This is a genomic window from Xanthomonas sp. PPL134 (assembly GCF_040595915.1).
GTDB classification, from domain to species: Bacteria; Pseudomonadota; Gammaproteobacteria; order Xanthomonadales; family Xanthomonadaceae; genus Xanthomonas_A; species Xanthomonas_A indica.
Genome location: NZ_JAMDLL010000002.1, coordinates 199,820 through 213,796, shown reverse-complemented (window position 1 = coordinate 213,796; position 13,977 = coordinate 199,820). Strand labels below are relative to the sequence as shown.

The window sequence follows — 13,977 nt, the reverse complement described above, 5'->3', positions numbered from 1 at the left end:
GGCTTTCGTCGACGACCGGCCACCGCTGCGCGCGGCGCGGCAGGGCAGGCCGGGTCGGATCAGCGCTGACGCGCCTTGAAACGGGGGTTGGACTTGCAGATCACGAAGACCTTGCCGCGGCGGCGGACCACCTTGCAGTCGCGGTGACGGGCCTTCGCCGACTTCAGGGAGGACAGGACTTTCATGGCACACCTCGGCGTAAACTTGTGGATTCGAAGGAGGGCGGCACGGCCGAAACCATGGCGCGGGATCAGTAAGCCGGCGATTGTAGCCTGGTTTTCTTCATGGTTTCAACTGCTTGCGCCAGCAGGGCCGGCGTCGGCGCTACAATGCGCCGCCCCCCGTCCGAGGAACCGCATGAACGAGCCCGCTCCCGTCCTGACCATCGATGGCCCTTCCGGGGCCGGCAAGGGGACCGTCAGCCGCATCGTCGCCGCCCGCCTGGGCTGGCATTACCTGGATTCGGGGGCACTGTACCGGGCGGTCGGGGTCGCGGCCAGCTGGGCCAATCTGGATATTTCCGATGCCGCCGCCCTGGTGCGCTGCACCTTCGACACCCGGGTGGACTTCGACGAGGTCGCCGGCGGCGGCCTGCGGGTCCGCATCAACGGCGCCGACGCCACCGACGAATTGCGCCTGGAGACCACCGGCGCGGTCGCCTCGGCGATCGCCGCCATTCCCGAGGTGCGCGCGGCGCTGAAGCAGCGCCAGCGGGCCTTCCGCACCCCGCCGGGGCTGGTCGCCGACGGCCGCGACATGGGTACGGTGATTTTCCCGGACGCCCCCTACAAGGTGTTCCTGACCGCCAGCGCCGAGGAGCGTGCCCAGCGCCGGCATAAGCAGTTGAAGGAAAAAGGGGTTTCGGTTATATTCGACGACCTGCTGCGCGAGATCATGGCCCGCGACGCACGCGATGCCCAACGCGCGGTGGCCCCGCTGAGGCCGGCAGACGATGCCGTCCTCCTCGATACCACCGGGATGGACATCGACCAGGTGGTGGGCCGCGTCCTGCAGTTGCTGCCGCTCTGAGCGGCGCGCAGGGCAGGGCAGCAGGGTGGCGTCGTCATGGAGCCACCGGTTCCTCGCAACACCCGCAACATGCATGTTCCATCGATCGTTCCAAGGCTCCGCTGCGCAATTCCGCGCTGCGGTTTTTCCATTCCACACCCGGCCGCTGTTCGGGCCGACTAACCAGGTGGGCAGTCGCTGTTTTCCAGAAGAAAACGCCCTGTCCGTGTGTCCACTAGAGTAATTTCAAATGACCGAATCTTTTGCCGAACTGTTCGAAGCCAGCCAAGCCAACCTGGCCAAGCTGAAGCCCGGCGCCATCGTCACCGGTACCGTCGTGGAAGTCCGCGGCGACGTGGTGGTGATCAACGCCGGCCTGAAGTCCGAAGGCATCGTGCCGATCGAGCAGTTCCGTAACGACGCTGGCGAAATCGACGTCGCCGAAGGCGACCTGGTCAAGGTCGCGCTCGACTCGCTCGAGAACGGCTTCGGCGAGACCGTGCTGTCGCGCGAGAAGGCCAAGCGCGCCATGGTGTGGGACGAGCTGGAAGAAGCGTTGGAAAAGAACGAGACCATCACCGGCCGCATCAGCGGCAAGGTCAAGGGTGGTTTCACCGTGGACATCAAGGATGTCCGCGCGTTCCTGCCCGGTTCGCTGGTGGATGTGCGCCCGGTGCGCGACCCGGCCTACCTGGAAGGCAAGGAACTGGAGTTCAAGCTGATCAAGCTGGACCGCAAGCGCAACAACGTGGTGGTCTCGCGTCGTGCGGTGGTCGAGAGCGAGCACTCGGAAGAGCGCGAGCAGCTGATGGACAAGCTGCAGGAAGGCGCGATCCTGAAGGGCGTGGTCAAGAACCTGACCGACTACGGCGCGTTCGTGGACCTGGGCGGCATCGACGGCCTGCTGCACATCACCGACATGGCCTGGAAGCGCGTGCGCCATCCGTCCGAGGTGGTCAACGTCGGCGACGAGCTGGACGTGCGCGTGCTGAAGTTCGATCGCGAGCGTAACCGCGTCAGCCTCGGCCTGAAGCAGCTGGGCGAGGATCCGTGGGACAACATCGCGCGTCGTTACCCGGCCAACAGCCGCGTGTTCGGCAAGGTCTCCAACGTCACCGATTACGGCGCGTTCGTCGAGATCGAGCCGGGCGTGGAAGGCCTGGTGCACGTGTCCGAGATGGACTGGACCAACAAGAACGTCAACCCGTCCAAGGTCGTGCAGGTCGGCGACGAAGTCGAAGTGATGGTGCTGGACGTGGACGAAGAGCGTCGTCGCATCTCGCTGGGCATGAAGCAGGTCGCCGCCAATCCGTGGGAGACCTTCGCGGCCACCCACAAGAAGAACGACAAGGTGTCCGGCCAGATCAAGTCGATCACCGACTTCGGCATCTTCATCGGCCTGGACGGCGGCATCGACGGCCTGGTGCACCTGTCCGACATCAGCTGGAACACCACCGGCGAAGACATCGTGCGCAACTTCAAGAAGGGCGACACGCTGGAAGCCGTGGTGCTGGCAGTGGACCCGGAGCGCGAGCGCATCAGCCTGGGCGTCAAGCAGCTGGAGCAGGATCCGTTCGGCCAGTACATGGCTGCCAACCCGAAGGGCTCGAAGGTCGAGGGCGTGGTGCGTGAAGTGGACGCCAAGGGCGCCACCATCGACCTGGCCGACGGCATCGAAGGCTACGTCGCTGCGCGCGACATCGCCAACGAGCGCGTCGACGACGCCAGCCAGCACCTGAAGGTCGGCGACAAGATCGAAGCCAAGTTCGTGGGCATGGACCGCAAGGGCCGCACCCTGCAGCTGTCGATCAAGGCCAAGGACGATGCCGAAATGCGCGAAGTGCTGGAGGAATACCAGTCCGCGTCGGGCGGCACCACCCAGCTGGGCGCGCTGCTGCGTGCACAGCTGAACGGCAACAAGTCCGAGTAATCCGCCACACGCAGCGTTACTGGCACGGCCCGGTGTTCCCGGGCCGTGCCAGGTTGCGACCCCACTGCACGCATCCGTAAATGACCAAATCCGAGCTGATCGAAATCCTGGCGCGCAAGCAGGCGCATCTGAAGTCGGACGACGTCGATCTGGCGGTGAAGTCGTTGTTGGAAATGATGGGCGGCGCCCTGTCCGGCGGCGATCGCATCGAGATCCGCGGCTTCGGCAGCTTTTCCCTGCATTACCGGCCGCCGCGCCTGGGACGCAATCCCAAGACCGGCGAGTCCGTCGCGCTTCCCGGCAAGCACGTGCCGCATTTCAAGCCCGGCAAGGAGCTGCGCGAGCGCGTGAGCGGCGTCGTCCCGGTCGAATCCGACACGCCCTGAGCCCGGCGTCCGGCGTTTGCCGGAATCCACGCCTGTTCGGCTAATCTAGTGTCTCCCGACGCTGGAGTTGCTCATGAAGATTGCACGACTGCTGATCCTGCTGGTGTTGCTGTTGGCCGGCCTGGTCATCGGGTCGCTCAATTCGCAGCCGATCCAGATCAACTTCGTGTTCTCCAGCATCGCCACCACCTCCGGCATCGCCATCATCGTCTCGCTGTTCGCGGGCGTGCTGATCGGCGCCTCGCTGGTGCTGGCGGCCCTGGTGATCCCCCTGTATGCCAAGCTGCGTCGCGCCAACAAGGCCGCGAACGCCGCTGCGCCGGCCGTCGCGCCGGTCTCTCCCCATGCCCACCAGCCCTTGGACGGACGCTGATCTTCGATGGACTTTCTGACCGAGTGGTTCTGGTTCTTCCTGTTCCTGCCGCTGGCGGCGCTGAGCGGCTGGGTGATCGGCCGCCGTGGCGGCCAGCGCCATGGCGATACTCAGGTCAGCCGGCTCTCCAGCACCTATTTCCGCGGCCTCAACTATCTGCTCAACGAGCAGCCGGACAAGGCGATCGAGCTGTTCCTGCACATCGCCGAACTGGACAAGGAAACCTTCGAGACCCAGGTCGCGCTGGGCCACCTGTTCCGCCGGCGCGGTGAGGTCGACCGCGCCATCCGCCTGCACCAGGGCCTGGTCCAGCGCGGCGACCTGAGCGATGCGCAGCGCGTGCAGGCCTTGCTGGCGCTGGGCGAGGACTACATGAAGTCGGGGCTGCTGGACCGCGCCGAAACCGTGTTCACCGAACTGGCGCAGATCGACCAGCGCGCGCCGCAGGCGCTCAAGCACCTGATCGGCATCTACCAGGCCGAGCGCGACTGGGAAAAGGCCATCGACAACGCCACCCGCTACGAAGAGGTGACCGGCGAGCCGATGGGCAAGCTGATCGCCCAGTTCGAATGCGAACTGGCCGACCGTTATCGCGCCTCGGGCAAGAACGACCTGGCACGGGCGGCGATCGCGCGCGCCTACCAGGCCGACGCCAAGTCGGTGCGCGCCGGCATCCTGGAAGGGCGCATCGACGTCGACGACGGCAACGACGAAGCCGCCATCCGCGCCTTCGAGCGCGCCGCACGTCATGATCCGGACTACCTGCCGGAGATCATGCCGGCGCTGATGGACTGCTACCGCCGCGGCCACGATCTCAGCGGCGCGCGCGCGTTTCTCTCGGAAATGACCGAGCACTACCGCGGCATCGCCCCGGTGCTGGCGCTGACCCGCCTGATGGAGTCGCAGGAAGGCATTTCCGCCGCGCGCTCCTACCTGGGTCGGCAGCTCAAGGACCGCCCGTCGGTGCGCGGCGAGTCGGCGCTGATCGACCTGACCCTGGCCGAGGGCGCCGATTCCACCGCGACCCTGCAGGATCTCAAGCACATCACCGACCAATTGCTGGTGCGCAATCCCAGCTACCGCTGCACCCGCTGCGGCTTCGGCGCGCGCACCCACCACTGGCAATGCCCCAGCTGCAAGGAGTGGGGCACGGTCAAGCCGCTGCTCAACTACGCGGTGGTGTAGTGCCCATCGCAGGAGCCGCGCTGCTCTTGGCGCTCGGGGTGTTCAGCGCGGCCGGCACCTGGCTGTCGCGCCAGTACGCACTCAAACGCAAGTTGATGGATGCGCCCGGCGAGCGGCGCAGCCACACCGTGGCGACACCGCGCGGCGGTGGCGTGGCCATCGTGGCGGCGGTGCTGCTGGCCTGCGGCTGGGCGGCGTTGCAATGGCCGCAGCAGGGTGCCGGGATCGCCACCTTCGCCGCGGGCCTGCTGCTGGTCGCCGGCGTCGGCTGGTGGGACGACCACCGCTCGCTGTCGGCGGGGCTCCGATTGCTGGTGCACGCGGTGGCGGCGACCCTGCTGGCTGCACTTGTCTACAAAGCGAACCAACCGCTGTGGATGGTCGCGCTGGCGTGGTTGGCAACGGTCTCGCTGATCAATATCTGGAATTTCATGGACGGCATCAATGGCTTGGCCAGCAGCCAGGCGATGCTGGCCGCCGTCGGATTCGCCTGCCTGCTGCCGGCGCCGCTGCGTTGGCCATGCTGGGTCCTGCTGGTGGCCTGCGCGGGATTTCTGCCGTTCAACTATCCCCGCGCACGCATTTTCCTCGGCGATGTCGGCAGCGGCGCGCTCGGCTACCTGATCGCCGCGCTGTTCGCCTGGTGCATCGTCGCCGGCGAGCAGGCGCCTTGGCTGCCGGCATTGCCGCTGTCGGCCTTCGCCATCGACGCCGGCTTCACGCTCGCCTCGCGCATGCTCGCCGGCGAACGCTGGTGGCAACCGCACGCGCAACATTTCTATCAGCGTTGGGTACACACCGGCAGTAGCCATACTGTCGTCACGCTCGCCTACGGTCTGTTCAGCATTGTCGCGATTACAATTGCGCGGTTGGGCAGACCGCTGGATGCGGGTACGCAGGCCGGTCTGACGATCGCCTGGTTCTGTTCGGCAGGTGTGCTTTGGCTGGCTTTGCGCAACCGGATGCGCCGAACTCTTACGGATTACTGATGCTTTCCACGCGCGACCGAGTCACCGAATTGTTTCCCAAGGCCTCCGTGGTCATCCACGATCTGGCCATCGTCTGGGTCTGCTGGCAACTGCTGCACGCTGCGCGTTACACCATGCTCCCCGGCGAGCACCCGCTGCCGTTGTGGAACCTCAACACCGCGATCGTGTTGGCGGCGCAGGGCCTGGTGTTCTGGAAGGTCGGCCTGTACCGCGGCCTGTGGCGCTTCGCCAGCGTTCCCGACCTGCTCAATATCTTCAAGGCCAGCTTCTATGGCCTGGTGGCGATCGTCCTGGGGCTGGCCTACAGCCGCTTCGATGCGATCCCGCTGTCGGTGCTGATGGTGTACCCGTTCGCGCTGTCGGCGCTGCTAGGCGCGCCGCGCCTGCTGTACCGCGCCTGGAAGGATTATCAGATCGCGCACTCGGACGATAGCGCGCGGCGCGTGCTGATCGTCGGCGCCGGCCGTGCGGCCGAGGCGCTGGTGCGCGACCTGCGCCGGTCCGGTGCCTATCAGCCCGTGGGCTTCGTCGACGATGCCGGCCATCTGCACGGCGCCAAGCTGCAGGGCCTGCCGATCCTGGGCCGCATCGACGAAGCCGGCGCGATCGCCAAGGAGACCGCGGCCAAGCTGCTGGTCATCGCGATCCCGTCGCTGGACGCGGCCGGCATGCAGCGCGTGGTGGCGATCTGCGAAAGCACCGGCCTGCCGTTCCGCACCGTGCCGCGCCTGCTCGACGTGCTCGAAGGCCACTACCTGCCGGGCGAGCTCAAGGAGGTCGCGATCGAGGACCTGCTCGGGCGCAAGCCGGTGACGCCGGACTGGAAGCTGATCAAGGGCTGGCTGTCCGGGCGGACCGTGCTGGTCACCGGCGCCGGCGGCTCGATCGGCTCGGAACTGTGCCGGCAGTGCGCGCGTCATGGCGCGCGCAAGATCGTGCTGCTGGAGATCAACGAACTGGCGCTGATCACCATCCATGCCGACCTGCGCCGTACCTTCCCCGATCTGGAGATCGACTGCGTGCTCGGCGACTGCGGCGATCCGGCGGTGATCCGCCATGCCATGCGCGTGGCCGAGCCCGACGCCGTGTTCCATGCGGCCGCCTACAAGCAGGTGCCTTTGCTGGAGCAGCAATGCCGCGAGGCGGTGCGCAACAACGTGCTCGCCACCGAGAACGTGGCGCGCGCCTGCGTCGCTGCCAAGGTCTCGACCTTCGTGTTCATTTCCACCGACAAGGCGGTCAATCCGGTCAACCTGCTCGGCGCGTCCAAGCGCTACGCCGAGATGGTGTGCCAGTCGCTGGACGACCAGGCGGTGAGCACGCGCTTCGTGACGGTGCGCTTCGGCAACGTGCTGGATTCGGCCGGCAGCGTGGTGCCGCTGTTCCGCGAGCAGATCCGCCAGGGCGGCCCGGTGACCGTTACCGATCCGCAGGTGACGCGCTACTTCATGACCATTCCCGAGGCCAGCCAGCTGATCGTGCAGGCCGCGGCGTCCGCGTCGCATGGCGCCATCTACACCCTGGACATGGGCGAGCCGGTGCCGATCCGCCTGCTGGCCGAGCAGATGATTCGCCTGGCAGGCAAGCAGCCCGGACGCGACATCGCCATCGTCTACACCGGCCTGCGGCCGGGCGAGAAGCTGCACGAGACGCTGTTCTACGCCGACGAGAACTATCGGCCGACCTCGCATCCGAAGATTCTGGAAGCGGGCGTGCGCAGTTTCTCGCGCGAGGACGTGCTGCGCGGCGTGCAGCAGTTGCGTGCCGCCGTGGCCGACTACGACAGCGAGACCATCGAGAAGGTGCTGCGCATGACCATGCCGGAGTTCGCGCCCTTGCGTCAGCACGACGATCACGACGGCTCCGCTACCATCGTTCCATTCCCCGCACGCGAGGCCAGAAGGCTCTGATGAGCAAGAGAATCCGCAAGGCAGTATTCCCGGTGGCAGGTTTGGGCACCCGCTTCCTTCCCGCCACCAAGACCGTTCCCAAGGAAATGCTGCCGATCATCGATCGGCCGTTGATCCAGTACGCCGTGGACGAGGCGATCGAGGCCGGTTGCGACACCCTGATCTTCGTCACCAACCGCTACAAGCACGCGGTTGCGGATTATTTCGACAAGGCCTACGAGCTGGAGCAGAAGCTGGAGCGCGCGGGCAAGCGCGAACAGCTGGAGATGATCCGCCATGTGCTGCCGGAGGGCGTGCGCGCGATCTTCGTGACCCAGGCCGAAGCATTGGGCCTGGGCCATGCGGTGCTGTGCGCCAAGTCGGTGATCGGCGACGAGCCGTTCGCGGTGCTGTTGCCGGACGACCTGATCTGGAACCGCGGCGACGGCGCGCTGAAGCAGATGGCCGATCTCAACGAGCGCAGCGGCGCCAGCGTGATCGCGGTGGAAGACGTGCCGCACGAGAACACCGCCAGCTACGGCATCGTCGCCACCGAGGCCTTCGACGGCCGCAAGGGCCGCATCGCCCAGATCGTCGAGAAGCCAAAGCCGGAAGACGCGCCGAGTGATCTGGCGGTGGTGGGGCGCTACGTGCTCAGCTCGAAGATCTTCGACCTGCTGGAAAGCACCGGCACCGGTGCCGGCGGCGAGATCCAGCTGACCGACGCCATCGCCGCGCTGCTGAAGACCGACGAAGTCGACGCCTATCGCTTCGAGGGCACCCGTTTCGATTGCGGCACCCACCTGGGCCTGGTCGAGGCGACCATCCGCTTCGCGCTGGAGAACAAGAAGCTGGCCAAGCCCGCGCGCGAGAAGCTGACTCAGATGCTCGCCGAGGAGTGAGCCTGGCAGGGCGCGTCGCTGCAGGGCGGCGTGCTGGCCAAAGGATCCCCAATCAATTGAGTCGATGTCGATCCAGATGAGTCGACTCAGGTGACAAACAGAAAAGGCAGCCGTGAGGCTGCCTTTTTTGTGTGCGCGCGGGTCTGTACAGCAATGCTTGATGCCGGACCCTCACCCCAACCCCTCTCCCGGTGGGAGAGGGGCTATGTGCTGCTCCCTTCTCCCATCGGGTGGCCCGCAGGAGGGCCTGAGGGGAGGGTGCCGCCGCTTACAGCGCCTCGATGATGCCCGCGGCGCCCATGCCGGTGCCGATGCACATGGTGACCATGCCGTACTTCTGCTTGTGCCGGCGCAGGCCGTGCACCAGGGTGGCGGTGCGGATCGCGCCGGTGGCGCCCAGCGGATGGCCCAGGGCGATGGCGCCACCCAGCGGGTTGACCTTGGACGGATCCAGGCCGCTGTCGCGGATCACCGCCAACGACTGCGCGGCGAAGGCTTCGTTGAGCTCGATCCAGTCCAGCTGGTCCTTGCTCAGGCCGGCCTGCTTGAGCGCCTTCGGAATCGCCTCGATCGGACCGATGCCCATCACTTCCGGACGCACGCCGGCGACCGAGAAGCTGACGAAGCGGGCCAGCGGGGTCAGCCCGTAGTCCTTGATCGCCTGCTCGGAGGCCAGCAGCACCGCACCGGCGCCGTCGCTCATCTGCGAGGAGTTGCCGGCGGTGACGCTGCCGCCGAACTGGCCGTTGCGGAACACCGGGCGCAGCTTGGCCAGGCCTTCGATCGAGCTGTCCGGGCGCGGGCCTTCGTCGGTGTCGACCAGCTTCTTGCGCAGCGCGATGACGTTGCCGGCCAGGTCGGGCTGGTGCGAAACGATCTCGTAGGGGCTGATCTCGTCGCGGAACTCGCCGGCGGCGATCGCGGCGATGGCCTTCTGGTGCGAGGCGAGGGCGAAGGCGTCCTGGTCCTCGCGCGACACCTTCCATTCCTCGGCCACCTTCTCGGCGGTGATGCCCATGCCGTAGGCGATGGCGACATGGTCCTCGGCGAACACGCTCGGCGACAGCGCCACCTTGTTGCCCATCATCGGCACCATCGACATCGATTCGGTGCCGCCGGCCAGCATCAGGTCGGCGTTGCCCAGACGGATCTGGTCGGCGGCCAGCGCCACCGCCTGGATGCCCGAGGAGCAGAAGCGGTTGATGGTCTGCCCGGCCACCGAGTTCGGCAGGCCGGCCAGCAGCACGCCGATGCGCGCCACGTTCATGCCTTGCTCGCCCTCGGGCATCGCGCAGCCGATGATCGCGTCGTCGATGCGCGAGGTGTCGATGCCCGGCGCCTGTGCCACCACGGCGCGCAGCACGTGCGCCAGCATGTCGTCGGGACGGGTATTGCGGAACATGCCCTTGGGCGCCTTGCCGACCGGCGTACGGGTGGCGGCGACGATGTAGGCTTCCTGGATCTGTTTGCTCATTTGGCTTTCTCCGAAAGCCGGGAATAGGGAATGGAGAGTCGGGAATCGTGAAGCGATTCGCGCGATCTGCGGCAGTCCTACTTCCGGCAGAAAATTAGGGGGAGAAGGAGGAGCCGGGAATGCGTTTCCATTCCCGATTCCCCATTCCCGATTCTCAGTTCCTAAGCGGCTTACCCGTCTTGAGCATGTGCCCGATGCGCGCCTGGGTCTTTTCCTGCTGGGCCAGTTCGACAAAGTGCTTGCGCTCGAGCTTGAGCAGCCATTCCTCATCCACCAATGCGCCGCGATCGACCTCGCCGCCGCAGACCACGGTGGCGATGCGGGTGGCGATCTCGTAGTCGTACTCGCTGATGAAGCGGCCTTCCAGCATGTTGACCAGCAGCATCTTGAAGGTGGCGATGCCGACGTCGCCGGCGACCTGGATGCGGCGCGCCGGCAGCGGCGGGCGGTAGCCGCCCTCGGCCAGGGCACGCGCCTCGGCCTTGGCGATGTACAGCGATTCGTAGCTGTTGAACACCACCTTGTCGGTGCCGCGCAGCAGGCCCAGCTCCTTGGCGTTGACCGCCGAGGTGGAGACCTTGGCCATCGCCACGGTCTCGAAGGTCTTCTTCAGTTCGGCGAACACATCGCCGCCCGGACCCGCGGCCTGCGCCGCGCGCACCGCGATCTCCTTGAGGCCGCCGCCGGCCGGCAGCAGGCCCACGCCGGCCTCGACCAGGCCGATGTAGCTCTCCAGCGCGGCCACGGTCTTGGCGCTGTGCATCTGGAACTCGCAGCCCCCGCCCAGCGCCAGCCCGCGCACCGCCGCGACTACCGGCACCAGCGAATACTTGATGCGCTGGCTGGTGGCCTGGAAGTTGGCGACCATCGCCTCGAACGCATCGACCTGGCCGGCCTGCAGCAGGCCCAGCGCGCCGGCCAGGTCGGCGCCGGCCGAGAAGGGTTCCTTGTGCTGCCACAGCACAAGGCCCTTGAAGTCCTTCTCGGCGCGGCCGACCGCTTCCTGCAGACCATCGAGCACCTGGTCGGAGACGGTGTTCATCTTGGTCTTGAAGCTGACCACGGCGATGTCGTCGCCGTCGTGCCACATGCGCAGACCGTCGTTCTCGAACACGGTCTCGCCCTGCGCGAACGTCTCGCCCAGCAGCGGATCGGGGAAGCGCTGGCGCTTGTACACCGGCAGCGCCGAGCGCGGCAGCTTGGCGTCGCGCGCCGGGCTGTACGAGCCTTCGGCGGCGTGCACGCCGTCGCGGCCGTCGAACACCCAGTTCGGCAGCGGCGCGCTGCTCATGCTCTTGCCGGCGGCGATGTCGTCGGCGATCCACTGCGCGACCTGCTTCCAGCCGGCGGCCTGCCAGGTCTCGAACGGACCCAGCGCCCAGCCGTAACCCCAGCGGATCGCCAGGTCCACGTCGCGCGCGGTTTCGGCGATGTCGGCCAGGTGGTAGGCGCTGTAGTGGAACAGGTCGCGGAAGGTCGCCCACAGGAACTGCGCCTGCGGATGCTGGCTCTCGCGCAGCTTGGCGAACTTCTCGGCCGGGTTCTTGATCTTCAGGATCTCGACCACGTCCGGCGCCGCGGCGCGGTCGGCCGGGCGGTAGTCCTGCTTCTGCAGGTCCAGCACCACGATGTCCTTGCCGACCTTGCGGAAGATGCCGGCGCCGGTCTTCTGGCCCAGCGCGCCCTTGCCGATCAGCGCCTCCAGCCACTTCGGCGCCTTGAAGAAGGCATGCCACGGATCGTTCGGCAGGGTGTCGCCCATGGTCTTGATGACGTGGGCCATGGTGTCCAGGCCGACCACGTCGGAGGTGCGGTAGGTGGCCGACTTCGGACGGCCGACCAGCGGGCCGGTGAGGCCGTCGACCTCGTCGAAGCCCAGGCCGAACTGCTCGGTGTGGTGGATGGTGGACAGGATCGAGAACACGCCGATGCGGTTGCCGATGAAGTTCGGGGTGTCCTTGGCGTAGACCACGCCCTTGCCCAGGGTGGTGACCAGGAAGCTCTCCAGGCCTTCCAGCACCGCCGGCTCGGTGTGCTTGGCCGGGATCAGCTCGGCCAGGTGCATGTAGCGCGGCGGGTTGAAGAAGTGCACGCCGCAGAAGCGGTGGCGCAGCTGCTCCGGCAGCACGTCGGACAGGGCGTTGATACCCAGGCCGGAGGTGTTGGACGCCAGCACCGCGTGGTCGGCCACGAACGGCGCGATCTTCTTGTACAGGTCCTGTTTCCAGTCCATGCGCTCGGCGATGGCTTCGATGATCAGGTCGCAGCCGCGCAGCTGCTCCAGGCCGGAGTCGTAGTTGGCCGGGGTGATGGCCTCGGCCAGCGCGGTGCTGGCCAGCGGCGCCGGGCTGAGCTTGGTCAGGTTGGCGATCGCCTTGAGCACCACGCCATCGGCGGGGCCTTCCTTGGCGGGAAGATCGAACAGCACGGTGTCGACGCCGGCGTTGGTCAGGTGCGCAGCGATCTGCGCGCCCATCACGCCCGCGCCCAGGACGGCGGCACGGCGGACTAGCAGGGGATTGGACATAGCGATCAGCCTCTGTGGGTCAACGTTTGCGGGATCAGGGAGCCGAGTGGGCGAGGAAGCCGGCTTCGGCGAAACGGATGAGTTCGCGGGCGGCGTGGGCGCGATGCGCGCTCTCGCTGACGCCGGCGGGGCGCTTGATCAGGCCGAAGTCGGCCATGGCGTAGGTCAGGGCGCCGGCCAGGAAGTCCAGGCGCCAGTACAGTTCCTGCTTGCTCAGCCCGGGCACGCAGGCGGCGATGGCCTTGCCGAACTCGCGCAGCACGTGGCCGTAGTGGTCGGACAGGAACTGGCGCAGGCTGTCGTTGTTCTCGGCGTAGGCGCGGGCGATCACCCGCACGAAGGCGCCGCCGCTCTGCCGCTCCTGGGCCATGGCCAGGGCCGGCTCGACGAAGGCGGCCAGCACCGGGCCGAGCTGGCCGGGATGCTGCCGCTGCGCGGCCTCCAGCTGCGCCATGCGCGCGGCGGTCATTTCGTCCATGCGCCGCCGGAACACCTCGTTGACCAGGTTTTCCTTGGACCCGAAGTGGTAGTTGACCGCGGCGATGTTGACGTCGGCCTGGCTGGTGACCTGGCGCAGCGAGGTGCCGGAAAAGCCGTGCTGCGCGAACAGGTCCTCGGCCGCGCTGAGGATGCGGTCCTTGGTCGAGAAGTGCGCTTGCTTTGCCATGCGGCCGCCAGAATCAATCAAACGATTGTTTGAGTCTAGGCCCGGCCGGCAGTGGCGTCATGCTGCTGTGCAGCACGATTCAGCCTGGCCGTGCAAAGCCGGCGCCGATTGGATAGAATTGTCCATCGCAATTCTGGCTAAGCCCGCGTTTTGACGCGGGTTTTTTTCATGTTAACCTCGGGCCTTCAGTGGCCCGCCCAACGGAGAACTTCCCATGGCGCTGGAGCGCACCCTGTCCATCATCAAGCCCGATGCCGTCGCCAAGAACGTCATCGGCGAAATCTACTCGCGCTTCGAGAAGGCCGGCCTGAAGGTCGTGGCCGCCAAGTACAAGCAGCTGTCGCGCCGCGAGGCCGAGGGCTTCTACGCCGTGCACCGCGAGCGCCCGTTCTTCAATGCGCTGGTCGAGTTCATGATCTCCGGCCCGGTGATGATCCAGGCGCTGGAAGGCGAGAACGCCGTGGCCGCGCACCGCGACCTGCTGGGCGCCACCAACCCGAAGGACGCCGCGCCGGGCACCATCCGCGCCGACTTCGCCGATTCGATCGACGCCAACGCCGCGCACGGCTCGGATTCGGTCGAGAACGCCGCCAACGAAGTGGCGTATTTCTTCGCCGCCACCGAAGTGGTTTCGCGCTAAGCGAGGT

Annotated in this window: 13 protein-coding genes; 9 read left to right on the top strand and 4 right to left on the bottom strand. The window is 66.9% G+C overall.

Annotated features, from left to right (window positions below):
- Positions 1-59: 59 nt before the first annotated feature.
- Positions 60-185 (bottom strand): type B 50S ribosomal protein L36, encoded by a 126-nt coding sequence (ykgO, locus tag M3U25_RS06530; RefSeq protein WP_010342887.1) that lies wholly within the window; start codon positions 183-185, stop codon positions 60-62.
- A gap of 172 nt (positions 186-357) precedes the next feature.
- On the opposite strand from ykgO, the gene cmk reads away from it, so the two are divergent.
- The 8 genes from cmk to galU all read left to right on the top strand — a co-directional run bounded on the left by cmk (position 358) and on the right by galU (position 8,662).
- On the top strand, positions 358-1,029 hold the full coding sequence (gene cmk, locus M3U25_RS06525) for a (d)CMP kinase (protein WP_160947821.1): 672 nt from the start codon (positions 358-360) through the stop codon (positions 1,027-1,029).
- 229 nt (positions 1,030-1,258) lie between these two features.
- Positions 1,259-2,938 (top strand): 30S ribosomal protein S1, encoded by a 1,680-nt coding sequence (gene rpsA, locus M3U25_RS06520; protein WP_010342889.1) that lies wholly within the window; start codon positions 1,259-1,261, stop codon positions 2,936-2,938.
- Between the two features lie 80 nt (positions 2,939-3,018).
- Complete coding sequence (locus M3U25_RS06515) at positions 3,019-3,324, top strand: integration host factor subunit beta (protein ID WP_010342890.1); 306 nt, start codon at positions 3,019-3,021, stop codon at positions 3,322-3,324.
- Positions 3,325-3,397: 73 nt separating this feature from the next.
- Positions 3,398-3,697, top strand: a complete 300-nt coding sequence (locus M3U25_RS06510; protein ID WP_010342891.1) for a LapA family protein — start codon at positions 3,398-3,400, stop codon at positions 3,695-3,697.
- Positions 3,698-3,703: 6 nt separating this feature from the next.
- On the top strand, positions 3,704-4,882 hold the full coding sequence (lapB, locus tag M3U25_RS06505) for a lipopolysaccharide assembly protein LapB (protein WP_355497208.1): 1,179 nt from the start codon (positions 3,704-3,706) through the stop codon (positions 4,880-4,882).
- Positions 4,882-5,871, top strand: coding sequence for a glycosyltransferase family 4 protein (locus M3U25_RS06500; protein WP_355497211.1), 990 nt, complete (start codon positions 4,882-4,884; stop codon positions 5,869-5,871). The genes lapB and M3U25_RS06500 overlap by 1 nt, the downstream gene beginning before the upstream one ends.
- Entirely contained in the window at positions 5,871-7,781 is a 1,911-nt protein-coding gene (locus M3U25_RS06495; RefSeq protein WP_242083215.1) for a nucleoside-diphosphate sugar epimerase/dehydratase, read from the top strand. Before M3U25_RS06500 ends, M3U25_RS06495 begins: the two co-directional genes overlap by 1 nt.
- Positions 7,781-8,662, top strand: coding sequence for a UTP--glucose-1-phosphate uridylyltransferase GalU (galU, locus tag M3U25_RS06490; protein ID WP_160947817.1), 882 nt, complete (start codon positions 7,781-7,783; stop codon positions 8,660-8,662). The genes M3U25_RS06495 and galU overlap by 1 nt, the downstream gene beginning before the upstream one ends.
- A 268-nt stretch (positions 8,663-8,930) precedes the next feature.
- Here the strand turns inward: galU and M3U25_RS06485 are convergent, their stop codons facing one another.
- The 3 genes from M3U25_RS06485 to M3U25_RS06475 form a co-directional block, all read right to left on the bottom strand.
- The gene (locus M3U25_RS06485; protein WP_355497216.1) at positions 8,931-10,136 is read right to left on the bottom strand and encodes an acetyl-CoA C-acyltransferase; all 1,206 of its coding nucleotides are present in this window, start codon (positions 10,134-10,136) and stop codon (positions 8,931-8,933) included.
- A gap of 154 nt (positions 10,137-10,290) precedes the next feature.
- On the bottom strand, positions 10,291-12,663 hold the full coding sequence (locus M3U25_RS06480) for a 3-hydroxyacyl-CoA dehydrogenase/enoyl-CoA hydratase family protein (RefSeq protein WP_355497219.1): 2,373 nt from the start codon (positions 12,661-12,663) through the stop codon (positions 10,291-10,293).
- 34 nt (positions 12,664-12,697) lie between these two features.
- Complete coding sequence (locus M3U25_RS06475; RefSeq protein ID WP_160947814.1) at positions 12,698-13,330, bottom strand: TetR family transcriptional regulator; 633 nt, start codon at positions 13,328-13,330, stop codon at positions 12,698-12,700.
- Positions 13,331-13,544: 214 nt separating this feature from the next.
- On the opposite strand from M3U25_RS06475, the gene ndk reads away from it, so the two are divergent.
- Positions 13,545-13,970 (top strand): nucleoside-diphosphate kinase, encoded by a 426-nt coding sequence (ndk, locus tag M3U25_RS06470; protein WP_002812972.1) that lies wholly within the window; start codon positions 13,545-13,547, stop codon positions 13,968-13,970.
- Positions 13,971-13,977: the final 7 nt, after the last annotated feature.

What these genes read in the sequence shown, in the direction of transcription:
- M3U25_RS06480 (WP_355497219.1), bottom strand. Translation starts at nt 12,663, where the DNA reads ATGTCCAATCCCCTGCTAGTCCGCCGTGCCGCCGTCCTGGGCGCGGGC.
- ndk (WP_002812972.1), top strand. Translation starts at nt 13,545, where the DNA reads ATGGCGCTGGAGCGCACCCTGTCCATCATCAAGCCCGATGCCGTCGCC.
- M3U25_RS06510 (WP_010342891.1), top strand. Translation starts at nt 3,398, where the DNA reads ATGAAGATTGCACGACTGCTGATCCTGCTGGTGTTGCTGTTGGCCGGC.
- M3U25_RS06515 (WP_010342890.1), top strand. Translation starts at nt 3,019, where the DNA reads ATGACCAAATCCGAGCTGATCGAAATCCTGGCGCGCAAGCAGGCGCAT.
- galU (WP_160947817.1), top strand. Translation starts at nt 7,781, where the DNA reads ATGAGCAAGAGAATCCGCAAGGCAGTATTCCCGGTGGCAGGTTTGGGC.
- M3U25_RS06485 (WP_355497216.1), bottom strand. Translation starts at nt 10,136, where the DNA reads ATGAGCAAACAGATCCAGGAAGCCTACATCGTCGCCGCCACCCGTACG.
- ykgO (WP_010342887.1), bottom strand. Translation starts at nt 185, where the DNA reads ATGAAAGTCCTGTCCTCCCTGAAGTCGGCGAAGGCCCGTCACCGCGAC.
- M3U25_RS06495 (WP_242083215.1), top strand. Translation starts at nt 5,871, where the DNA reads ATGCTTTCCACGCGCGACCGAGTCACCGAATTGTTTCCCAAGGCCTCC.
- M3U25_RS06475 (WP_160947814.1), bottom strand. Translation starts at nt 13,330, where the DNA reads ATGGCAAAGCAAGCGCACTTCTCGACCAAGGACCGCATCCTCAGCGCG.
- lapB (WP_355497208.1), top strand. Translation starts at nt 3,704, where the DNA reads ATGGACTTTCTGACCGAGTGGTTCTGGTTCTTCCTGTTCCTGCCGCTG.
- rpsA (WP_010342889.1), top strand. Translation starts at nt 1,259, where the DNA reads ATGACCGAATCTTTTGCCGAACTGTTCGAAGCCAGCCAAGCCAACCTG.
- cmk (WP_160947821.1), top strand. Translation starts at nt 358, where the DNA reads ATGAACGAGCCCGCTCCCGTCCTGACCATCGATGGCCCTTCCGGGGCC.